The sequence below is a fragment of the Dysgonomonas sp. 521 genome (genome assembly GCF_010501055.1).
Classification (GTDB): Bacteria; Bacteroidota; Bacteroidia; order Bacteroidales; family Dysgonomonadaceae; genus Dysgonomonas.
The window spans coordinates 1-23872 of the sequence record NZ_QVMO01000009.1; the positions used below are offsets into that span (position 1 = coordinate 1).

The following is a 23872-nucleotide window of genomic DNA, read 5'->3' on the forward strand; positions in this document are numbered from 1 at the left end:
CCGGATTCCGGAGCATCCCCACCCAGTAGGGAAAATTGATGGTCAAAACGACCGTATTCCGGAGCATACCCACCCACTTTTCATCCTTTAAGTAGCTGTTTTTAAGCGAAAAAACCTTCTGTCTTGTTCATTGTTTCGGTCGTTCCGGATTCCGGACGATACCCACCCACTTGCTGGCAAAAAAGACCTACATTCTATGGTATGTCGATAAACGCATATTAATACATAGAAGAACGGGGCAATGGCAGGAACATTAATTAGAATGAGTAAGATTAAACAAGTGCTTAGATTGCACAAGGAAGGGATCTCCAACCGTCGCATCGCTGTTGAGTTGGGACTTTACAAGGGTACAGTTAATGACTACATCCGCAAAGTAAATGAACATGGGTTTGATGTAGATTCATTGTTGAATCTGGAAGATCCTGTATTGGAAGAAAAGTTTTCAGCCGGTAATCCGGCTTACACTGATGCACGCTTTAATTATTTGAAAGGGAAGCTTTCTTATTTTGAAGGTGAACTGCGCCGGGCACATGTGACGCGTAAAACACTGTGGAATGAGTATATTCGTGAGTGCCCCGATGGGTACCGTTATAGCCAGTTCTGTTATCACCTGAATCAGCTGCAACTGGCTCGTCATCCTTCTGCTATTTTGGAGCATATAGCTGGCAATGAACTACATGTTGATTTTGCAGGCGACCGGCTCTCTTATGTAGATCTGGGAACAGGTGAAGTGATAGAGGTCCAGGTATTCATCGGTTGCCTACCCTACTCGAACTATACCTTTGCAATGGCTGTTCCATCCCAGCGGACGGATGACTTTTTGTATGCTCTGTCCTGTTGCCTGAAGGATATGGGAGGTTGTCCCCGGATACTGATCCCTGACAACCTCAAGGCCGCTGTTATAAAAGCTGACCGTTATGAACCGGAACTAAACCGTGTGCTGGATGACTTTGCCAACCATTACGGTTTTGCCGTACTACCAACCCGTAGCCGTAAACCCAAAGACAAAGCTTTGGTTGAAAACCATGTGAGAATCATTTACACCCGGGTATATGCCCAGTTGCGTAACCAGCGATTCTTTTCCATAGAAGCGCTGAACCAAGCCATCGCAGAGAAGGTTTCTGAGCATAATCAGACACGTCAGCAACAGAAGGATTACTCGAGAGAGGAAAAGTTTCTGGCTGAAGAGAAACAGGTATTGCGACCATTGCCGGAACAGGAATTTGAGTTGAAATACTATACAGACCTCCGGGTTGCCACCAACAACTGTATCTACTTGGGACGCGACAAGCATTATTACTCGGTACCTTACATCTACATCGGACAGAAAGTATCGGTTATTTATACACGCTCACTCGTTACGATCTATTGCCAGGGCAAAGTAATAGCCACTCACTCCAGGACGGTTGGATTTGGCTATACCACAGAGAAGGAACATTTGTGTTCAACTCACCAGCATTACAGGGATAGAAGCCCTGAATATTATATCCGTTTGGCAGAAAAACGCTCCGGGGTTCTGGGAGAGCTTATTAAGCGGAACTTTGAAAAAGAAGAGATCCCCGAAGTTATCTACAAACGCTGTGACGGGTTTCTGTCGCTGCAGCGCAAGACCGATCCGGTTATCTTCGAGAAAGCCTGCCGGTGGGCATTGCAGAATAACCTTCTTTCATACAAGTCACTACAGAAAATTATAGAGAACAAGACCTACTGCCAGGTGGAAGACTGTGGTGAACAGGAAGATGGAAACAAACAACGTTCTCATATAAATATACGAGGTAAACAACATTATGACAATCATATAAATCAACAACAAACAGAATTATGGAACAGATCAGACAAGGATTAACAAAATTGAGATTGTCGGGCATGACACAGTGCCTGAAAACATTAGAAGAAACACGCAGGGCGGATTCCCTTTCGCTCAAAGACGGTTTGATGTTATTGTTGCAGGCAGAGCAGGACCGCAGGGAGTCTAACCGTTATGAACGGCTGTTAAAGAATGCAGCCTTTCGCTATCGGGCATCGGTGGAAGAATTAAGCTTCGACCAAAGCCGGGGATTGGAAGAAATGCGTGTGCTCTCGCTGGCCACGGGAAACTATATCAAAAACGGGGAAGCAGTATTGATTACCGGTGCTGCCGGATGTGGAAAGAGCTTCCTGGCTTCCGCTTTGGGAGCACAGGCCTGCCGCCAAGGGTATACGGTAGCCTATTACAATATGCAGAAACTCGCACGCAGCCTTAAAGTGGCAAGGGTAGAGGGAACGATTATACGTCTGTTTGAGAAACTGGCTAAAATCGAACTACTTATAATGGATGACTTTGGACTGGCTAAAATGGAAAATCAACAACAACTTGATTTTATGGAAATCATCGAAGACCGTCACGCCAGAAAAGCTACAGTGATCGCCAGTCAACTACCAGTCACAGAGTGGTTTGATATATTCTCGGATGAAACATTGGCCGACTCGATCATTGATCGAATCGTATACACCTCACACAGATTTGAATTAATAGGAGATAGCTTAAGAAAAAAACGGTAATTTTGTCAGACTAATTTGCACAGTGAGTGGGTGGGTATCACCGGAATCACTGGGTGGGTATCGCCGGAATATGCAGAAGGAAAAAAAATTCAAGATATTTGTGGTTTTAGAGTTACAACATACTTTATTGAAGATGTTAAACTCTTATGGGATATTTTTGAGCGAAAATATGAAAAGGTGGATGAAGCGAATGATGTCCTTACTCAAGAAAACAAGGAGATTTTTAAACCTGTCCATAAAAATCTTGTTTGTAGGATGAATGGAGCAGATACTAAAACATTATATGAACTGTCTTCTTTTTATAATAATGATAATGTATATAAATTGATAGATAACACTTTTGAGATTCAATTCCGAACAACTTTGTCAGAAGGATGGCATGAAATAGATCACGTTTTAAGATATAAATGTAAATCTGATTGGGATGATTTTTTAGAAGAGTGGAGAATGCTAAACGGAATTTATGCTATTCTTGAAACAAGTGACAACACATTGAAATCTTTATTCGATGACTTATCATATCAACACTATAGAAATCATAATTGGGAAGCAATGTTGCGAACAAAATTTCGTCTAAAATTCATAAAAGAACACTTAAATGAGAATATATGCAGTATCTTCAATAAAAACAACGAATTAGCAAAAAATATTTTTAGGATTGATAGGCAAGAAATAATTGAAAAAGTCGCATTTTCGAAATTACACATTCCTATTTCTTTCGATAATCTTGTTTATCTTCTCAATTGTTTGGTAATAAAAAATTCTGAAATTGAAAATTTACAACCTACAAATATAACAAAGGATTTTGAAATATATTTAAGTTGATTATCACAAATGAATTATATATGGAATATGAACGCATTAAAATACAATTTTATAAATTTCTTTCAAATCCTCTCCCCAAAAGCCCTTAGAGTGCGTTTGAAAAAGAAAGATATTGTCAGATTAGTTGAAACTTATTTTGAGAGTCTGTAATATCAAGTCCCATTTTTTAGGTAATGAGCTCAAAAATAGTTGATGTAAATAATTAAAATAATGTTTATCTTACGAGCGAAGTTGAAGAGGAGATAGGCCCTGCTGAGGAGCAACCTGTTAAGCAATAAACTTCAAGATATACCGAAATGGGGAGATTTTACATCTCCCTTTTTCATTTCGGGCATCTTCCAATGGCTAAGAAAACCTATTATTCGTTGCTTTTGAAGAATAAATACCATTTAATATAGTTTTTATAATGTTCTTTGGATAATCCTCTGTGAATAGCGATATTTTGTTTTAGATGTCCGAAAAAAGATTCTAAGCCATTCGTGGATTTAGGTATATCAGGATTATCCAAGTAATGGAACATGTCAGGTAAAGCTCTTTTAATATGAATAAAAGCTCTCCGAAGCATTTTATGAGTATACCAATATCTTCCTGTGGGTTCGTAATAGGATTTTTGGTTGATAAAATTCTGATATTTTTCATACCAATGGATCAGATCTACTACCCAATATCCCCAAACAGTTCTATTGCGGATTAAATGAATCTGTCCTACCAAATACCGTAAATCCTTACCGGCCTGACTTTGAGGATTCCTTGATAACCAAATCAAGCATTCTCGCTGGATATGAACAACACATCGTTGGATGATGGCTTCAGGACATATCTTTCTTACAGCTTTGATGATATTGGAAAGTCCGTCACAAGTAACACTCTCTATTTTAATTCCTAATGATAACAGATTTTCTAAATCTTCACAAATCTCATCAAACCACTCCCTGTCTGTTAAACGATAAAGTTGTGTAGCCTTGATATTATTGTCTCGATAAAGAACTAAACAGACCTTATTGTTAAAGTAAGTGCCATCTATCAATAAATTAACTTTTTCTGATGGTCTTATCTTCCAAGTAGGACAATCAGATAAATAAGTATGAAAATAACGTTTTAAACTACTTTTACTGTAACCGCTACTTTGCTCTAATTCTGAGAGTGTTTGTTTACCAACGATCCACTGACGAAACCAGATAAACCGATTAGATTGGGAAACAGATTTGTTTCTCCATTGAAATACACAATTACAGTCTTTGCATTTGTAGCGTTGTTTACCCTTTTGAAACCCATTTTTTACAACATGATTTCCTCCACAAATCCAGCATTTTTTTTGACATAAAAAATAAAATTGAAAACGGTTTCAATTTATTTTGGCAGCAAACTGTAGTATACTAATTGTTTTTCTTTTCGAGACCTCTTATTGTTAAGGTGGAAGAGGATTTCAAAAAGAAAAACAATTTTGAAAATATAGTAAAATACCAACCCATTTTGGCATCGTTACCTTTTTTACAATTAAGGGTATTTTGTCCTGTCTTGTTTCTCTTGCTGTAATCATTGGTTTTATACTCCTTTGGGCAGTATTAACTTTCTAAATCATACAAATATGAAAATAGTTTATATTCTTTAAGCAACTATCACAGAACATTTCTACGGACGTTTACTTAAGGATTAATTTAGGATCATCTGTAATAATACCATCAACCCCTTTTTCAATCATCTGTTTTATTTCTACAGAATCATTAACAGTCCAAACATTTATCCTTTTCCCTTTATCATGAATTTTCTTTATAAGAGATCTATCTGTTAAGTTGTACATGCTGCTGAATTCTGTCAAGGATTCATATAGCGGCTTGTTGAGATTTGAAAGTTTAGGGCTGAAAATAATATTAGTAAAGGGTATTCTTCCTAAAAATAATTTATGGAGTTCAATATTCTTGTCGTATTTACGGATTTCAGATAGTATGTCATCATTAAAAGAATGAATAATACACCATTCTGTGGCATTATATGCATGTAGTAAATCGACCACCTGTTTTTCTATTGATTGGTAATAATCGTTCCCTTCTTTGATTTCAATAAGTAATTTTGATTTTCCATCTATGGCCTGTATAGCTTGTTCCAATGTAGGTATTTTATAAATATTCCCATCTTTATCTAAAATATCATATTGTAGAATTTCAGAATATTCTAAATCAATAATTTTTCCTGTCCCATTTGTCGTTCTATCAATGTCAATGTCATGAGAAACAACAATAATCGAATCTTTAGTACGTTGAATATCAATTTCTATTCTATTAACATTTAATTCCAGTGCTTTCTCAATACTTGCAACTGTATTTTCAGGAGCATAATGAGCTGCTCCTCTATGCCCAGTCACAATAATAGTATCACTGATTTTATTTTGAATTAAACAGTTAGTTATTACCTGACTCAGAACAGCAATAAAAACTATTAATGCCGTCAGCAATATTACTTTTGTCCTCATTTTTATTTTCATAGTTCTATATTAATTAGGTCCTTCACCCCTTTTTCGAAAACTCTAAATGCCCATTGATTGGCATTTTTCACTTTTTCAGTAGACTCTAATATTTCAATAAAAAAATTACGAACCTCAGGAGAATTTTTGCATCCCCATACAAAAAAATTACCAAATCGATGAGTTAATAGTCCACCTAAACCTTCATGCTCTTCTTTCGTTTTCATTTCATCCTTTATTCCTTGTGCTAATGGAGAATCAAAGTTCGGATATAACTCTATCTCAATATAACCCTTTACCTCAGCTGGATAATAATTTCCTAAGGTACATAAGACTTCACTCATAAAAGATGGTAAACTTTTGCTATAACGTCTATCCACTTGTGAATCAACTTTGAAATTGCTGATTTTCTCACTTGTGTCTACATGCCTTACAATGAAATCAAATAGTTGTATTGCTATTTCAATATAACCAAAGTCAGTTGCTACTATACTTATATTTTCAAGAATATAGAATAGTAAATCTTTGTTTTTATTTTTTAATGCATCATCTACGACCAACTCTATAAAAACAGGGATGTTATTTTTTATTGATTCAATATTTTGCCAATCTATTACTTGGTAATTGTGCCATTTAAAATAAGAAACGATATACCAGTTTAAGATATGTTGTTTATAGTATTTTTCTTTTTTACTATCTCTTGTAATTATGAATTTCCCCTTTGTTGATATACACCACTCCTTGGTAATTTGGGATAAAATATTAAAAGCTGTTTCATTAAATTTGTCAGATTTTTCAATAATATGAAACAGAACATACGATACTGACATTTTACTGTAATCGGATATATTATTTAATACCAGAATTTCGTCTATTATATCCGATACATTGTTCCAATTAGAAATCCCCTGTATTATAAGCAAACGTTCAAGCAACATATATGAAAATACATTATTTGAATTATAGCCTTTCAATATCTTATCTTTCTGATGCTGTATATTATTGGTGTCTGGGTTTAAAAATTGCGTCAACGAGCTAAAATCTTGATGAGACCAATCTTGACTATCCCGTTTTGGAATATCTGTCCAAAACTTTTTGAATTCATAAAAATTATTAACAAAATCATTTTGTACACTCCCATACTTCATCATTCCTCTTTTAATAAGAAATTTTACAATACTATTTCTAACGGGAAGAGGAAGGCTATTTATTATTTTTGAAGAATACTTGTAATTAGGTGCTATAATTTTTAACTCTTTAGTTAAAATTTTGTTTCCCAATTTTTCCCAATTACACAAAATATTGTTTTTAATAAACGTTAAACTATTAGTTGAGGTTAAATCATTCATTTGGGTAACAATATCTATAGATAATATGAAAGATATAACTCCAAGTTGCATTAAATATTCTATGTTAAGTTGATTACTCGTCAATGCAAAATCAAACAACTCATTAATTATTTCTTTCGACTTTTCCTTGTTTTGTCTTGTTATTATGTAAATATTCATCGCCAATTGATTTGACATTTTCGAATTACTACCTGTCATAATTTTTTGAAGAAGAGCTACTGGCTTTTTATCATTTCCTTTCGACTGTAGGTAAACGTTAGGTATAAATAAATCAGCAATTAAATCCATCGTTGTTTTTGATGCAAAACGTAAAACATTATCATCTTCAATAATGTGCTCTATAATTTCATAAACAGGATTATAATGCTTAAGTACGAGCTTTGACAGTGTTAAATATGCTAGTTTTTGCATTCTAGCTTCATTTGTTAAAACTAATTCCTTTATTGTTGAGTTATTAAAATCTTTTTCTATGAAATCTTTGATTAATGCATCCCGCAAAAAATTGTTATATACAACATCATACTCTTTTTCTTTATACACTCCTATATATTCTTTTACAGGAATAGGTTCATTTGCGAAAATTTTGGCTTTTTCCTTCACAAACACGTGTGCAAACATTGCCTCCTGTATTCTTTCAAATTCAAAACAATAAGCATAATTAGTATCCTTCTTAAGAAAATTAGCTTCAATTAGCATCCTACCTGCATTAGTATAATCAGATTTTTCGTCTAAAAAAAGCAACTTGATATTTTTTAAACCCTCATCATCAGTATTAAATAAATGAGAACGATGTAACTTGTGAATTTTGTTCTCAATCAAATATTTTGAAATTAAAAAAATTAGCTCGTAAGCTTGTTTATCATGTATAGTTTGAAGCTTCTGGATGCATAAATTTTCATAATCTAGTTCGTTTTCACTTTGAGGTAGTTTCTTTCCTTTATAAGCTTCTGCAATCCATCTTAGTTTCAGAGGGTCTAACATTGAATTATATACTGTCGCATAAGCATGAGTATTGATTTGTTCAACAGAAGTGAGTAAATTAAACTCTTGTTTATATTTTGGATATACTTTTAGCAACTCTTCTTTTGTAAAATACCTTATTTCCTGCTGATTTTCATCTGTTAATAAGAACGAGTATTTTGACAAATTATGCTGAACACTATCCCTCCATGAAAAGGTGCGACAAGAGACTATGATCTTTATGTTTTTATTATTGATCTTCAGTAATTTATTATCAATATCTGCCAATAAATCAAGATAAGGTATTTTTGAAGCACTATAGTTTGTTGCTTCATTAATAGCATCGAAGAAGAAGATCGTTTTTTGATGAGTTTTTTCTATTTCCTGTATAATGAAAGATAACAATTTTTCTATTTTTTCAAAAGATTCTTTAGTTAAACCATTACTATCATATGCAAAAACAAGATTACCATTTTTCTTATTTAGCTCAACCAGATTACATACAATATTAGTTTTCCCTACACCACTTTCACCTAATAATAAATAAAAATTATTTTCAGATTCAATAAAGTTGTTGTATGATTTTATAAAAGCAGTCCTCTCCTCAAATACTTCACTTATGTATTTAGAACTATTATTCTCCAGAAATTTTTTACATAGTGAATCTGAATATTTTACTATATCACTAATTCCAGTAATTGGTCTTTCTATTAAAACTTTCGCTTCAGTATAACTTTCAGAACTATTAAATTTTAGACTTTCTGTTTGACCAAGGAAAGTATTGCTTAGATTAATTGGTTCTAGCATTTTTTCAAAGAAAACATCAGCACAACCTTTTGAGTTTATAAAATCTGTTATTACCTCAAAATGAATACGATGTTTAGTTGTGTCAAGCCCACCTTTTAATATAGTTCCTTCCCAATATTCTGAACTTGCAGAAAATGTTATATATTTTAGTAGCCTCTCTTTTGCATTCAACTTATTTAGCTTCTGCCTTGCTGAGACATATGCTATCTTGTCGTTTTTTTTTGGCAGCGGTTTAATATTCAATATCGCCTCTAACTTTTCTTTAACATTAGAAACAAAAAACTCTAATTTGAGCGATAAATCAATTTGCGTAATTGATAGTTCTTGCAAAGATTCAACTATCCTTTTTTGCAGCTCTGTCCATCCTATAATATTGTTATTCACCATCAAAAAAAATTTCACTAAAGATACATATATATCATTATATAAAAAAACCAATTCACATGCATCTATCTAATTGCAACAAAGGATGTAATATCACAACATTTTCTCGTAACATTAATTCTCCCCTAAATTCTCCCCTAAACTCTCCCTGATATAGATCCCAATACAATGAGAATGCGATTATAGCTTTGTAGCAACAAATAATAAAATGTATGAGAATATTTTTCAGTGAACAAAGTAAAAAATTTCTAAGGACGCTCAGCTATCCTATAGAAAGCGCATCACAGATACTAGGACATATTGAGAATAACTTTATTCGAATTGATAAAATTGTATCATTTAAAATGATATCACAATTAAATGATTGTTGCTCAATTGCTCTTCCAAAGAAAAAGTTAGACGATAATGTAATTGGTGTTTTTCACACTCATCCTAATGGTAATATTTTACCCTCTGATAGTGACGTTAAGGTTATGAAGAGTTTATTCTCCCAAAAGGAAGTTGTATTCTTGATTTCAGAAAAAAAAAATGATATATGGATAATTCATCCTTTTATTATAGAAAATAATAATAAAATGACAATGCTTGATAGTGTAACCATTTGAAATTAATCAATGATAGGAATAATACAGTGTCACCTAAGATTTATTGAAGAAGGTGTGATCAAGATTTTAAGTAACTGTTTAAATTTTTCAAGAACATGATTTTGAAGGATAAAACGAGCGATTTCGCAGTCAAAATTTTTGAGTTTAGCGGGCTAAATGATAAAATTTCTGACAAGATAAGAGTTGTTTTAGGTTCAAAATACTTCATTGACTAAAATTTAAACAGTTACTAAATCAATAGTCCGTTAAATTTTTGAATTTTCGATATTTTGAAAATAACAATGCGTTGATTATGAGTTGTTTAACCGAATTGAGCCGCGTTTTATAATAATTTGATTATCAGTTACATATAAAAACTTAACGGACTATTATAAATATAATAAAAAATTAAATCATTTTGAACATGAAAAATTTATTATACAAAATAAGCGGGTATGACCCCAAAATAGTTAGAGCAGGACGACTTGGTGCAAAATTTCTCCTGCCCGGATTGTCTTTGTTGATAGTTTTGATCACTTCTTCTTATGGTGGATGGCATCTAGCTGATACAGTTACGAGCGGTTGGATTCGAGTTCCTTTTGTGATGGGCTTTGTGTCGTTAATTCTGTTGGTAGATTTTTTGCTGTTACAAGGCGAAAAATCAAATTGGACAGCAGGAATGCGTGTAATTTTATCTGTTACAATGGGTTTTATTATTTCGCTTTTAACTTGTTTGATAGTTTTTGGAAGCGATATTAAAGCAAAAACGGCCAGAGATATAGACACTGATGTCAAATTAGAAACGGAAACTCGTAAAAGTGACATTACATATTGGAAAACGCTACCAGATTCAATAAATTTCTACAATACTTTATCTGTAACTGCACATAAAGGCGATTATGTAACCGAACACGGACAGAGGGTTGGAAAATGTAAAGATTTCGACCAAGCAAATTGCCCAAAAGGTACATATTGCGAAGTTTTCAGAAGTAAAGCAGAGTATTTTAAAACCATATACGATAATAATAAGCATTTAATAAACGACACTACTTATATAACAAGAGCGGAACAAAAAGCAGGGGAAAGAAATTCAGATGGCATTATCGAACAAATTAAAGATTTATGGGAATTGATGATGGACGAAGAGGTTGTACTTGTCGGTGTGATATTGTTTTTTATTTTCTTAATGGTAATAGATTTAATGCCAATTTCTGTGAAATTTGGTATTAAAGATACTCTGGACAACAAGTACGATGCTTTTTTGAATAAACTGAGAACAGAAAGAGATGCAAGCGGGAATCTACGATTTTATGATGTTGAGTTAGAAAAGTTCTTTCTAGAAAACGAAAGAGAAAAAACAAACATAGAAGAAGAAAAACAAAAAGAAACAGAAAAAGCGAAGCGAGTAAAAGCAGTTATCGTAAAATTAGAAGATGTAAAAAAAATATATGCTGAAAATAAATTGCAGCATGTTGTTGATGGAATCAAAAAATGGTACACTTCTTCGAAACTCGAAAAAGATGCGCAAACAAGTGAAGATACGCTGAATGGCACTACTGAAAATTCGAGAACTACAGAAGAAAATACCTTTGCACAAATTAAAGAATTTGCACAAAGAATAAAAAATGGCGAAAAAATTTATTCTGTCGAAGATTTACAATTTCAATTAAATTATGCTGCAGAGATAGAAAACGAGTTGCAAAAACTTAAATACCTAGAGAATGATGAGCACGAATAGCAAATTATCTTGGCTAAAAACTTTTATTATTCACGGTGATTTTGACAATGCACCTGACGATTTTGATGTTTTTGACGAAACAGAAAAATTTAGCAGACACAAAATACGCTGTAAGCAAGAAGATACGGATAGGGAAGAATCTATAGTTAGAAAAGGAAAAGGTGGTAGCGGAAAAAGACCGCCAGCAGATACAGAAAAACCAACGATGCCAAAATTTGAAGACCCACTTTTAGTTTTTGCTCAATTTGACAAAAATGACGAACTACTAGAATTGATACGCGACAATTTGTGGGAAATTCAAGAATTTGAAATGAAGTTAAACAGCTCTTTTGAGCAATTAGAAAATAAATTTGGAAAAAATATATATCAATATGATACAACTTCTACATAAAATATCAAATACAAAAATTGTCGGAAATGCGAAGTTTATTATAATAGCATTGCTTTTTGTCTGTGCATTAGCTTACGCCTTTTGCACAATGCGAGTTTTTGTTTATAACAACGAATATTCACACACATTGTCGTTTCATTCTTTGAAGTTGGACAAATCAAAGGAATATCTTTTTGTCAAAGAATATAAGGTTCCCACCTCACAAACCACAGTTATAGTGCCAATGGGCAGAGTAAATATGCCTGATAGTTTGTGCATTTTGTATCACAATGGCGAAGAATGGAAATTGAAACTTACCGACAATTTGCGAAAAAGCCATATAGACAACGCCAAAGAAACTATTTTTTATCCATTTTGTCGTTTGAACGAGAAAAAGAGAGATTATAGTGATGAGGATTTTTTCCATAATTCCACAAAAATGCCAATGCAAACAGATTTATTGGCAGGCATAAGATTTAATAACGCTTCAGGGCGAGATGCTTTTGTCATTAAGATTGAAGAACAGAGTGGTGAGTATTTTTTAACCAAAGGCGTGGCGTTTTTTACTAATCGAAATGTGCCTATTTCCAACAAAGGACAGCGGATTGTCGAATTGAATTTTTGCATAAATGGTGACACTTTGAGTGGTAATAAATATGTGTTTTCGTTTCCATTTTTTAACTCTCAAAACCAACCTGAAAGAAAAAATATAATCTTTGAAAATGGCGAGTGCAATAATTTTATACTCGACAAAGACAATTCTATTACTATAAATAATTGTCGTTTTTTGCTGAAATCCAATTATAGTAATACCGCAAAAAACTTCGTATTACCGTTGTTGTTTTCAGTCTTACTTTGCTTTAGTTTATTATTGTTGAGACAAATGTATGTTTTGACGAACAAAACTCAACATTCAAGACAAAGGAATTTAATCAAAGTAGAACAATTTAATATTTTAAGTTTGAGAGTTTTGTTTAACTGCATTATTCTATTAGGTTTTCCGATTTTACTACTTAAAATACAAGAGGCGGAAAGTCGCTTATATTTGATTACATTACTTGCTGTTATATTGAATATTAATTGGATAAATGCAATAAAATGGCTTGCTAAATTGATAAAGAGCGATAGTGAGAATTTTTCTAAACTTTCTCTTGCTATAATTATGGTAACAACTTTTGCTACTTATTTTACAAGCGACGAACTTGTTTTTGGCAAAATTCCTGTGCTAAAAATAACCGCAATTATTTTTATATTTTTACCTTTTGCCATTAGTCCTTTCTCAAAATTACAATTGCCAAGCCATGAAATATTTTCCAAAATAAAAAAATATTTTTCCGTTAAAAAGAAGCAAATATTAGACGGAGAAGAACATTCTAATAAAGTTGAAAAAGACAAGTCAGAGCAAGATTTTGTATTTAATATGGCTTGCTATTCTGCCTTAATTATTTTGGGGGGTATAATTCTTGTCTTATCAAAAGATTTTGCAACACTCATTTTCATACTATTATCATTGTTTTTAATATTAATAATTAATTTCAAACGATTAAAACTTTTTATAAAATCAGCAACCTTACGAGAATGGAGTTGGGTTTGTGTTCCTATAATAGTTTTGGGATTGATTTTTTGGTTTTTTGTAACTAGCCCTGAAAAACAATATAGATTTCAATCTTCATTATTTTTTCCTGATAGTGAACAATTTGACAACACGCCTAACATTGAAAGTTCAAGACAAACAATAGCGGGACAGATTTTTCTACTAAATTCCGTAGAAAATGATTTTAATCCCCATTTTAATACGGTAGTCTTGCCCGAAACTAAAAGTGTGTTCTTTTCCGATTATGCTGTCTTGTGGAGTTTCAAAATAGGTGGTTGGCTGTGGTTTTCGCTCTATCTTGGCGTATTGTTAATGCTTTCGTATACAATTATTTCTTTACTTGTTATTTTTAGCAAGCCTATAAGATTAAAAACAGGAAAAAGAGGTTTTTATAACAAAAAAATAGTTTTTGGTTTAAATATATTGCTATCCATAATGCTTGTACAATATATTTATACTTTCCTTACCAATTTTTGGACTATTCCACTCACAGGGCAAAGTCCGGGCTTGCTTTCGCCTGTTTATTTTGAGTATATTTTTCATATCATTCTAATAAATTACTTGTATGTGTATTTGGTAAGTTCTGTTGGAAATAGGCAAATAGCAATAATGCAGGACAATTATGTAAATCATTCTATCTCGCCTTATGTGCCTGCAAAATTCAAAGCACTTATCATTCCGATTGTATTTTTTGCAGGTAGTATTTGCCTTTTATTCTATCAGCGTTGCAGAATAAACGACCGTATACAAACAAACGGTAATAAAATGTCTTGGAAAATAGTACAAGAATATGATTTGGATTCGTTGGTTAATCTAGGAAAAGATTCTTTGCTTGTGTTAGCACACAAAAGTTTTGATAGAATGCAAAATAATGCAGAAGAACAAAGAAAGTTCAGAAATTATCTTTTTGCTTATTATCAGTCAGATAATGCAAAGAAAAAGCATTACATTGACATTGACTATATTAAAACAAATACCAATATTGATAGCATTACAAGTATTAAGGAAGTTTTGGATAAAGAGAGCGTTGTTCGCGGTTATTCCAAATATATAAATGGAAACCCGACGCTTTTTGTCAATAATAAATATTATGGTGGTTGTCCTCCAAATGCCGAAACTGTTAATTTTGAATTACAAGAAATTTTGAATAAAGTATTAGAAGAATGGGCAGAGCAAATTGATACTAAGCAAGGGTTTAAAATGGTTGGTGGTTCTATAATTATTGCCGAAAACGAAAGTGGTTACATTCGTGCTTCTGCCTCATATCCGCTTATGTATAACGAGAATTTGTATCATATTTTATACAAAAACAATCAAATAAATGATGTTTTGCAAAATTACAATGCAGGAGCAATTACCGAAAATATAAAAATAAAGTGCGATAATCTCGAATACATAAACTTTGCAGAATATGATATGATGCCAGGTAGTGTTGTAAAACCATTTTTGGCTTATTACTATTTGGCAAGTGGCTTACCATACTCTGTGAATGATTTAAATGCCTTGCTTGGTTATTCAAGCAATCAAATTGCAGAAAAATTGTTTAGGAATTTATTTGAGAAGAATAATTATTATAATGAAGCAGATGCTGTTTATAAAAATGATTTTGGACTTACTGTTTATAATAACAGTTTTAAGAGAGACAAAGTGTATATGAGCCACGCTATTGGACAACAACAGAAATTAATTTTCAAAGATATTGTTCAAGGATATATACGAATAAAAGAAGGTAAGAACATTAAATTAAGTTATAAAAAATCAGATATTTCATTCGAGAATCTCTCCCTTAATGAGATACAACTTGATATTTTAAGAAATGCTATGAAAGTGTGTTTGAAAAATGGAACTGCTAAAGATGTTGGAAAAAAGACGGGAACAAGAGATAAAGGGTATTTAGCAAAAACAGGTACTGCAGAAATTTTGGGAGACAAAACTAAAAACAGGACTACAGCATTTATTGTTGTTACTGAGCAATATACTATTGGCATACAACTTTATGGTATTTTGCCAGGGGATAAAACAGGACTGCATGCAAAAGATTTATTTTCCCAAACAGTCGAAATTTTAAAAACGCATAATATTATGAACTTTTTATGAAAACAGGAGAAAAATCAATTTGAAAAAGTGAATTAATTCAAGGGATTATTATCGGTTGTATACTTACTGCAATTTGTATCAATGTAAAAATTCATTTCAGAAAAGTTGCCTCGTAATAATCACGATTGATAATTTATTACTTGTAAACCCAAATACTGTATTTAAAGAATAAATTTCGGACTTGATACAATGAATTTAGAGGAATATTCTATATCTTTGAAACAAGAAATCAGGCTTACAGCGGTCTGCCGACACAAAACAATATGACATTATTATAATCGTTACGAATTCGTTACGGTATGTCTTCCAAGAAAATATAATAAGCTGATAATTTAGCTATTACGAGATAAAAAAATGATCCCGCTCGGATCACTAGGCGAACCGAACCTTCGGGGACAGTTCGAAGCCAAAGACACAGAAAAGTCTTCTAAATTAATGATTTAGAAGACTTTTTTTTATTTATATATACTTCTGCCAAGACTGATATATGACAACAAAATAACTTCTAAAAACCGAAAATCGTTACTAAACTATGCACCTAAAAAGCAAGAACGGATAAAACGGCGTAAATAGCTGACCCATTGGTGCTAACTTCATTAATCTTCTCTCCACTGCAAGCAGTAAAAAAGCAAGATATTGTGTATTTCGGAAGACTTTCCGTTACGAATGCGTTACCTGTTTTTATATTGCAGCAACCATTCAAACAACGGATTTTCCCATGAAAGAAGAAGGATTCTTGTCTTGTTCTTCTGTTATGTAAGAAATAAGCCTGAGTCCGGGTTTTTATTCACTGAATCACAATTTCTTGCGTAACATTGATTAGCTCTATAACAGTTAATTTTGTAACCTGTAAAAGAGTTAATTATGACAGAAGTAAAAGTAAATTTCTACCTCAAACGAAATGAGGAGAAAGCAGACGGAACAGTTCCCGTTCTGGGACGTATCCGCATCGGTAAATCAATGGTGCAGTTCAGTGCCAAAGTGAGTGTTCTTGTATCCCTTTGGGATACCAAGTCCGGCAGGGCTACCGGAAAAAGCAAAACCGCCCTCTCCATTAATGCATCCCTGAACAAAATCTGCGTAGCCATCCATTCCGCCTATCGGGACTTACTGATGAAAAAGGAAAATGTATCTGCCCAAGATGTGAAAAATGCGTTTCAGGGTATAGCATCCGAACAGGATACCCTTGTGAAATACTACGAAGCACATAATCAGTCTTTTCTGAAAAATGTCGGCGTAAATAGGTGCATGGAAACCTACAAACGTTATGGCATCTCCCTTAACCACCTAAAAAGGTTCATGCGGAAGAAGTATAATGTTGGCGATGTGTCTTTTCAGGCATTGACCCCATCGTTTGTTGCCGACTATGACTATTATCTGCGTGTAGAACTCCGTTTTGCTCCCCAGACGATTGTAAATATTATTGGACAACTTCGTAGAATCGTAAAAATAGCCATCAACAACGGTCTTCTCCGTAATGACCCATTCATCGACTATGAATTTATAACGTCGCCCATTGTCCCCAAATCCCTGACATCCGCAGAGTTGAAGAAGCTGATGAATGCAAAGCTATCCCGACCCAACCTAAACTTTATTCGTGATATGTTTTTGTTTTCATCTTTTACCGGCATCGCTTTCAGCGATATGCGTAGTCTGACAGAACAAAATCTTTCTATTGCCGAAGATGGTGTCCGGTGGGTACATCTCAGAAGAAAGAAGACCGGAACACCTTGTCATATTCCATTGTTGGAAATTCCCTTGCAATTAATTGAGAAATATAAAGGACTGGCGAAAGACGGTAAATTATTCCCAATGATCAGTTGCAGCAAGACCAATATCTATCTCAAACGGATAGCTACGGAATGCGGTATAGATAAGCGAGTTACATTTCACATGGCAAGGCATTGCTATGCCAGCGTAGTAACTCTCTCTCAGGGAGTTCCGCTGGAAACAGTAGCTGAATTACTCGGTCATCGGGATTGGAGAGCCACCCGCATCTATGCACAGGTAAGCAATGAGAAAATCGGTGAAGATATGTGCCACTTGAATAAACGTCTGTCCGGCAAGTTTCATTTGACGGAGAACAATGTACTATAATAAAGAAAGGAGAATATTATGAATACAAATAATAAGAGCAGTCATTCCAATACTACTTACAGCACTTTCGCAGTTCTGTTTTATATCAACCGGCAGAAGATAAAGAAAAACGGCATGTGTCCGTTGATGGGCAGAATCTCCATCAATGCAAAAGTAGCCCAGTTTTCTGTCGGAATAGATATTGACCCATCACTATGGGATGCAAAAGCCTACCGCATGACCGGCAAAAGCCGTCATGCCGCCGAAACAAATTATCATATAGAGCAGCTGACAGATAGAATCAATCGGTACTATAAACAGATATTGGACGAGCAGGGATATATTACGGCGGAGCTTGTTAAAAATGCCGTAAGTGGTATCGGGAGGAAAAAAGAAAACTTGCTGGAACTCTTTCACGAACATAATGAAGAGTACGCCAAACAGATAGGCGTTACACGCTCGAAAGGAAGCATTAAAGCTTATGAAGCTGTAACTAAACAGACAAAACGCTTCCTGCATATCCATTACAATATGGAAGATATCCCGTTACGGCAACTGGAGTTATCCTTTATAGAAAAGTTCGACTCTTACCTTCGTATCGAACAGGGATTTACCGCCCATACAATATCTACCTATACAATCATTCTTAGGAAGATAGTCCGCAGGGCAATCAGTCAGGGGACGTTACATAAAAATCCTTTTGCTGCTTATATTCCCGAACAGCCTCCCCGTAAGCGCAGGCACATGACTCTGGAGGAACTGGAGAAGTTCATGAACGTTCCGGTAGTCTCCAAACGCTTGTGCCATACACGGGATATGTTTATTTTCGCGACATTCACGGGTTTGTCATACGCGGATATGTGTAACCTGTCAGAGGAAAATATCCATAAAAGCAGGAACGACAGTTTCTGGATCGACATCAACCGGCAGAAAACAGGCATCCAGTGCAATATACCCTTGTTGGATATCCCTTTGCAGATAATGGAAAAGTACAAGCCCGAGCGCAACGGAAATAAAATATTCAAGATGCCATCTCCCTCTTGCGTTCAGGTCAATTTGAACAAGGTCGCCAAATTATGCGGAATTGAAAAGCGGATTACCTACCATCAAAGCCGTCATAATTTCGGAACCCTTATTACGCTCTCCCGTGGAGTTCCATTGGAAACGGTCAGTCAGATGATGGGACACAAATGTATTCGCACCACCCAAATTTACGCAAAACTTACCCGGCAAAAAGTTAATGAGGACATGAAGAAAATTAGCGACCGCATCGGTCGGAAATACAAATTGCCAGTTCAAAGTAATGGCAAAACGAAGAAAAACAATGCAAAATAACGAAATTCAAACCGGACAATCATGAATAGAGAGATAATAACCATAGAAAACGGCACAGTATCCGTTCCGGCATCAACTGAAATCTGGATGACACAGCATCAGCTTGCCGATTTGTTCCAATGCTTTGTAGCCAAAATAAATACGAACGTTCGTGCCATCCTGAAAACCGGAGTATTCGATGAAAGCAAAGTTTGCCGGACTTATCATTATAAGAATGGCAATAGCGTAGAACAGTATAATCTGGAAATGATAATCGTTCTTTCGTTTCGGATTCAATCAAGAAATGCAGAGGTATTTCGGAAATATATAGTTGAAAAATCCATCAGAAATGAGGAAACAACAAGGCTTATACTTCCGTTACATATGATGGATATCAATAATTTAAACTAAATTTGTAGAACCAAGTTGTGGCTAATTTGACACAATTAAAAACAGGAATAATAATGGCTAAAATAAAAGTACAAGAAACAGAAGTTACAGTTGTTAGTATCAATAATGCCGATTATATCTCTCTGACGGATATTGCAAAATATAAGTCAGAAGAACCATTTATTGTGGTTGTAAACTGGATGCGCAATCGAAATACAATTGAGTATCTAGGAATATGGGAAAGTTTGTATAACCCGAATTTTAAACCTATCGAATTCGATAGGTTTAGAAAAGAAGCCGGATTAAATGCTTTTACCCTCTCTCCTCAAAAATGGATTGAATCGACAAATGCAATAGGCATTATTTCAAAATCTGGACGATACGGTGGGACTTTTGCGCATAAAGATATTGCCTTCAAATTTGCAAGCTGGATTTCGGTTGAATTTGAATTGTATATCATCAAAGAGTTCCAACGCCTTAAAGAGCATGAACAGCAACAACTTGGCTGGTCAGCCAAACGGGAACTGTCGAAAATCAACTATCATATTCACACGGATGCAGTAAAGCATAATCTTATACCGGAGGAACTTACCGCTCAACAAATATCAATCGTGTATGCCAGCGAAGCGGATGTATTAAACATGGCTCTTTTCGGTATTACCGCAAAGCAATGGCGCGATGCTAATCCTGATTTGAAAGGCAATATCCGCGATTATGCTACTATTAACGAACTGATATGCCTGTCTAATATGGAAAATATTAATGCTGTTCTGATAAATGAGCAAGTGCCGCAACCGGAACGACTGCAAAAGCTCAACCAGATAGCTATTCAACAGATGCGGGTATTGCAAGAAGTTGAAAATCGCAAATTGTTGAAATGACACATATTTCATCTAACCGGCGGCAGGCTTTTCATTTTTTAAGCCTGCCGTTTTTTATAGCCCTCTTTCATCTGAACACAAAGAAAAAAGAAGGAAATAAAACGACAAGGCTAAACCCTTCGGGTATTTTGCCAAATCTTCCTTTTTCACGGGACGAAAAAGAGTATTTACCAAAATAGCCTTGTCTTATTTATTCTCCTTCCATTAAGAGGTGTTTATCAGTCGAAAAAGGAAAAGATATTCAAGAGGATTAGTGTGTGCAAAACAGCTACCTGAACTTATCCTGACACCCATCCTCCAATAGCTTTTCAATATCCGATGACCGATACAGTATCTTGCCGCCCAGTTTGATATAGGGAATACGTCCTTCGTTCCTGTAATCCTGTAGACTCCTCCGGCTCAACTTTAATTTCTTGGAAAGTTCCTCATCCGTATAGAAACTTTCTCCGTTTAATGTCGGCTTGCGAGCTGTAAACAGCTTCTCTATCGCAGTAGATAGCCGTTCGAGTGAAAGGAAAAATGATTTTACCCTTTCGTTTTCTGATGTAATTAATTGATTGCTCATACCTGTTTTCCTTTATATTTAGCTTGTTTGCGTTTTTCTTCTACTACTGGAACGATTTTTTCCACGTCTTCCGGTTTGTAATAAGTTTTATGGCTGATTTGGGTATATGCCAATGTTCCGTTATCCCGTAACGTTTGAAGTGTCCGCTTCGAGATGTTCAAAAGCTGGCATACGTCCTGATTATCCAACCATTCTTTCATGTCCCTGTCTCCATGCAAGCGGCATAGATGCTCCATCCGACTTGCAAAATCTTCAAACTTGGAGAGCATTTTTTCGAAAGTTTGTGCTTCAATGTTTATTATTTCCATATCTTTATTTTTTAAGTATTAATTTCAATCGAAGCACAAATATATATACAAAAAATCGGTTAAATAGCAAAGAATCAGACTGTGGCAGCATTTGTCCGGGGTTGTCCGGGGTTTCGAAGACAAACTCATTTCAGAAATGGAAAAATTTTGCTTTAAATAAGGAAAACAGCCTTCGAAAAATCAATCCGAAGGCTGCCCTGTTTTATACGTTCCATTACTCACGTATAAATTTTCGGAACTCCTCATTTCTGATAGAATCGTAAGGAGCGTTCCCTTCTGCCTGTTCAAAAGCCAAGAGGATACGTTCCTGTGCACGAGGTATCCGTGTTATTATCTGCTCGAAAAGATCTGTATCACAAAGTTCGAACGCTACATTTAAGGCAGCCTCCTTTTCCTCTCTGTCAACAGTTCTGCCTGATGCTAAACCTCCCAACATCTGGAGTTCCTCATAAGAAGTCCCACTCTTCCATCTTCCTATTTGCCGTGCCCTTGAAATAGCGGCTACGAAGTTTTTCTCTGTCAATTCTTCGAGCAGTTCTTTACTTACCAGCGAGCGGGCAACCTTGACACGCAATTCATAAGTACGATTCTCCACATAAAGCGTAGTATCCTTGAATCTTTTTGACATTGAGTCTATTACTCTCTTGTATGCTTTTACCACCTGTCCCCAAGTAGCATCATAGATTCTTTTCAATAGTCTACGGTGCATATCGCCAAAAGCCCTGCGTAGCGGACCACTCAGGAGCATCCCTGCCCAAAACCACAGGCTAACCAATACATAGGATTTTATAAATACTTCGTTCATTATTCTGTCGGGTTTATATTATTCGTATGGTAAATGGTATCTATCTCTTCTTTGAACGTATCCAGATGGTTCAGAATGATATTCTCCACATAGCTACTTATAGTCGCTTTTGATTCATCCATCAGGTGGACAATCCGCATCAACCGGCGGTGGGTCGTGGCAGTTATGTACAGCGGCTTCCGGTGAGTGAAGTCTATCCGGTTGAAGAACAAGCTTTGATAATCTGCCTGTGGTTTGCGCTTTCTTCTCTCTGGTGGTTTTGCAGGCGGTTCAGGAACTTTGGATACTGGTTCTGTAACTTCCGAATCCACGCTGGCGGACTTTACTTCTTCCGGTGTTGTATTCTCCATAGTCTTTTCCAACGGCACACCCTGATGTACCATTGAGCGGAGTTTATCGAATTTATTTTCTGTTGCCATTATAATTGAGGTTTAAAGTGAATAATCTCCATAATTTCATTAACCAGTAAATCCAAGTTGCTGCCTTTGAGTAAATTCCTATCAGCAGGAAAGATTGTGGATAGAAAAACAGCATCGCTACCCTCGATGGACTGTTCCTTGTCGTAGCGGACGGATTGCGGGATAACTGTCTGCATCAACGGTAATCCAAATTGCCTGATAACTCCCTGATAGTGTTCAAGCCAGTCTTTCTTGATACGTCCATCGACACGATTCCAAAACAGATGGATCGCTTTCAGGTTTAAATCCTTGTGTTCTGCCAGCAACTCACTAACAGGAATAATGAAAGAGAGGGTGCTCTCCATAGACATCCGTGAAGGAGCCATTGGCACGAAAACATAATCCATCGACATAAAGGTTGAAATTACCCCATCGTTGTTGATGGTTCCCGGCAGGTCGAAAAACACCACATCATAGTCGGCAGGTTCGCCAGCCAAAAACTCACGGGCTTTCAGGATTGCTTCTTCCGGTTTGGAGCATACGATGGGATAGGTCTGTTTACCCAGGGAATCAAACAGGGCAATAGCTTTAGACTGATAGTGCAGGTTGGTCTCCAACTGCCGGATTTCACGTTTACGCATGTCGTAGACACTGCATTGCGGATAGTCGCAATCCATTACAGCAACATTCAGTCCCTTGAGATAATGCAGATAGCTTGCCACGAGTACTGTAAATGTACTTTTACCGACACCTCCCTTTTGAGTGGAGAAGGCGATAAATAACGGTTCTTTTTTCATCTTGTTTTCAATTTTTAGAATTACACATATTGATATTTGTAAGTTTTTCAAGCTTTATTATTTTGTTGTTTTCAAGCTTCCTTGTTTTCAAATTACCAAACCGCCAAGTTTTCATGTTTGATATTTTTCAAGTTTTCAAAATGTAAAATCAACTTGAAAAACTTCTAATCAGAAAAACGGTAGAGATTGAAATTTGTATATTATCCTGTCTATAAAAACTGCCAATTTCAAACTTTCCAAACTTTCAGCAGCGAATGTATAACATTCTGTTTGTCAATATGCAATGTCGGTTTCTTATGCATTGAAAGGGTGCGTTTTGCACCAAGTACATGCTATTAGGAAGACTATTTGAATAATTGCAGGACAAGTATGGCTTTTTTATCTCTCAATGGTTTGTCGGAATTTACATTTGGCAAATCGGGGCAATTCGCACTGATTGCTTTCCGGTCAAACAAGCAATATATAGCAGAGTTATACATGTCAATCCGGCTTTGACATTAACCGGATATTATTAATTTTCTTCGTGGTCTGAAATATTAAAATGACAGACCGATGAATGAAGAAAATTATTTTAAGGCGACCTCCAATTTAAGTCGCATTAGAGAATCCGGGCTTCTACGTTTTATGC

At 35.2% G+C, this 23872-nt stretch carries 19 protein-coding genes; 11 read left to right on the forward strand and 8 right to left on the reverse strand.

The features are described 5' to 3' along the window. Positions 1–262 precede the first annotated feature (262 nt). The 3 genes from istA to D0T84_RS04775 are packed head-to-tail and all read left to right on the forward strand — an operon-like array spanning position 263 to position 3366. Positions 263–1846 (forward strand): IS21 family transposase, encoded by a 1584-nt coding sequence (gene istA, locus D0T84_RS04765; RefSeq protein WP_221413115.1) that lies wholly within the window; start codon positions 263–265, stop codon positions 1844–1846. Beyond that, positions 1822–2541, forward strand: a complete 720-nt coding sequence (istB, locus tag D0T84_RS04770; RefSeq protein WP_163306569.1) for an IS21-like element helper ATPase IstB — start codon at positions 1822–1824, stop codon at positions 2539–2541. The genes istA and istB overlap by 25 nt, the downstream gene beginning before the upstream one ends. Positions 2542–2571: 30 nt before the next feature. Next, a complete protein-coding gene (locus D0T84_RS04775) occupies positions 2572–3366 on the forward strand; it encodes a RelA/SpoT family protein (RefSeq protein ID WP_163306571.1) in 795 nt (264 codons plus the stop codon). A gap of 358 nt (positions 3367–3724) precedes the next feature. On the opposite strand, the gene D0T84_RS04780 is transcribed toward D0T84_RS04775, so the two are convergent. From D0T84_RS04780 to D0T84_RS04790, 3 genes are all read right to left on the reverse strand, one after another. After that, positions 3725–4393 carry a transposase gene (locus tag D0T84_RS04780; protein ID WP_221413116.1) on the reverse strand — a complete coding sequence of 223 codons (669 nt, stop codon included), beginning with the start codon at positions 4391–4393 and terminating at the stop codon, positions 3725–3727. A 615-nt stretch (positions 4394–5008) separates the two neighbouring features. Next, positions 5009–5848: a glycerophosphodiester phosphodiesterase gene (locus D0T84_RS04785; protein WP_163306573.1), complete on the reverse strand. Its 840-nt coding sequence runs from the start codon at positions 5846–5848 to the stop codon at positions 5009–5011. After that, on the reverse strand, positions 5845–9330 hold the full coding sequence (locus tag D0T84_RS04790) for an ATP-binding protein (protein ID WP_163306575.1): 3486 nt from the start codon (positions 9328–9330) through the stop codon (positions 5845–5847). Before D0T84_RS04790 ends, D0T84_RS04785 begins: the two co-directional genes overlap by 4 nt. Positions 9331–9539: 209 nt before the next feature. Here D0T84_RS04790 and D0T84_RS04795 point away from each other — a divergent pair, with 209 nt between their 5' ends. From D0T84_RS04795 to D0T84_RS04830, 8 genes are all read left to right on the forward strand, one after another. Then, entirely contained in the window at positions 9540–9932 is a 393-nt protein-coding gene (locus D0T84_RS04795; protein ID WP_163306577.1) for a Mov34/MPN/PAD-1 family protein, read from the forward strand. A 403-nt stretch (positions 9933–10335) separates the two neighbouring features. Then, a complete protein-coding gene (locus tag D0T84_RS04800; RefSeq protein WP_163306579.1) occupies positions 10336–11649 on the forward strand; it encodes a hypothetical protein in 1314 nt (437 codons plus the stop codon). Further along, positions 11633–12040, forward strand: a complete 408-nt coding sequence (locus tag D0T84_RS04805; RefSeq protein WP_163306581.1) for a hypothetical protein — start codon at positions 11633–11635, stop codon at positions 12038–12040. Before D0T84_RS04800 ends, D0T84_RS04805 begins: the two co-directional genes overlap by 17 nt. Continuing rightward, the gene (locus tag D0T84_RS04810; protein WP_163306583.1) at positions 12021–15710 is read left to right on the forward strand and encodes a hypothetical protein; all 3690 of its coding nucleotides are present in this window, start codon (positions 12021–12023) and stop codon (positions 15708–15710) included. The genes D0T84_RS04805 and D0T84_RS04810 overlap by 20 nt, the downstream gene beginning before the upstream one ends. 864 nt (positions 15711–16574) lie before the next feature. Continuing rightward, positions 16575–17807, forward strand: a complete 1233-nt coding sequence (locus D0T84_RS04815) for a site-specific integrase (RefSeq protein WP_163265382.1) — start codon at positions 16575–16577, stop codon at positions 17805–17807. An 18-nt stretch (positions 17808–17825) separates the two neighbouring features. Further along, positions 17826–19121, forward strand: a complete 1296-nt coding sequence (locus D0T84_RS04820) for a site-specific integrase (protein WP_163265380.1) — start codon at positions 17826–17828, stop codon at positions 19119–19121. A 21-nt stretch (positions 19122–19142) separates the two neighbouring features. Next, entirely contained in the window at positions 19143–19511 is a 369-nt protein-coding gene (locus D0T84_RS04825) for a protein-tyrosine kinase (protein ID WP_185152970.1), read from the forward strand. A 53-nt stretch (positions 19512–19564) separates the two neighbouring features. Then, positions 19565–20371, forward strand: a complete 807-nt coding sequence (locus D0T84_RS04830) for a KilA-N domain-containing protein (RefSeq protein ID WP_163265378.1) — start codon at positions 19565–19567, stop codon at positions 20369–20371. A 268-nt stretch (positions 20372–20639) separates the two neighbouring features. Here D0T84_RS04830 and D0T84_RS04835 read toward each other — a convergent pair whose 3' ends face one another. From D0T84_RS04835 to D0T84_RS04855, 5 genes are all read right to left on the reverse strand, one after another. Then, positions 20640–20936 carry a helix-turn-helix domain-containing protein gene (locus tag D0T84_RS04835; RefSeq protein WP_163265376.1) on the reverse strand — a complete coding sequence of 99 codons (297 nt, stop codon included), beginning with the start codon at positions 20934–20936 and terminating at the stop codon, positions 20640–20642. After that, positions 20933–21244: a helix-turn-helix domain-containing protein gene (locus tag D0T84_RS04840; protein ID WP_163265374.1), complete on the reverse strand. Its 312-nt coding sequence runs from the start codon at positions 21242–21244 to the stop codon at positions 20933–20935. Before D0T84_RS04840 ends, D0T84_RS04835 begins: the two co-directional genes overlap by 4 nt. A 214-nt stretch (positions 21245–21458) precedes the next feature. Then, positions 21459–22049 (reverse strand): hypothetical protein, encoded by a 591-nt coding sequence (locus tag D0T84_RS04845; protein ID WP_163265372.1) that lies wholly within the window; start codon positions 22047–22049, stop codon positions 21459–21461. After that, a complete protein-coding gene (locus tag D0T84_RS04850; RefSeq protein WP_163265370.1) occupies positions 22049–22468 on the reverse strand; it encodes a DUF3408 domain-containing protein in 420 nt (139 codons plus the stop codon). The genes D0T84_RS04845 and D0T84_RS04850 overlap by 1 nt, the downstream gene beginning before the upstream one ends. Further along, positions 22468–23244: a ParA family protein gene (locus D0T84_RS04855; protein ID WP_163265368.1), complete on the reverse strand. Its 777-nt coding sequence runs from the start codon at positions 23242–23244 to the stop codon at positions 22468–22470. The genes D0T84_RS04850 and D0T84_RS04855 overlap by 1 nt, the downstream gene beginning before the upstream one ends. Between the last annotated feature and the right edge of the window lie 628 nt (positions 23245–23872).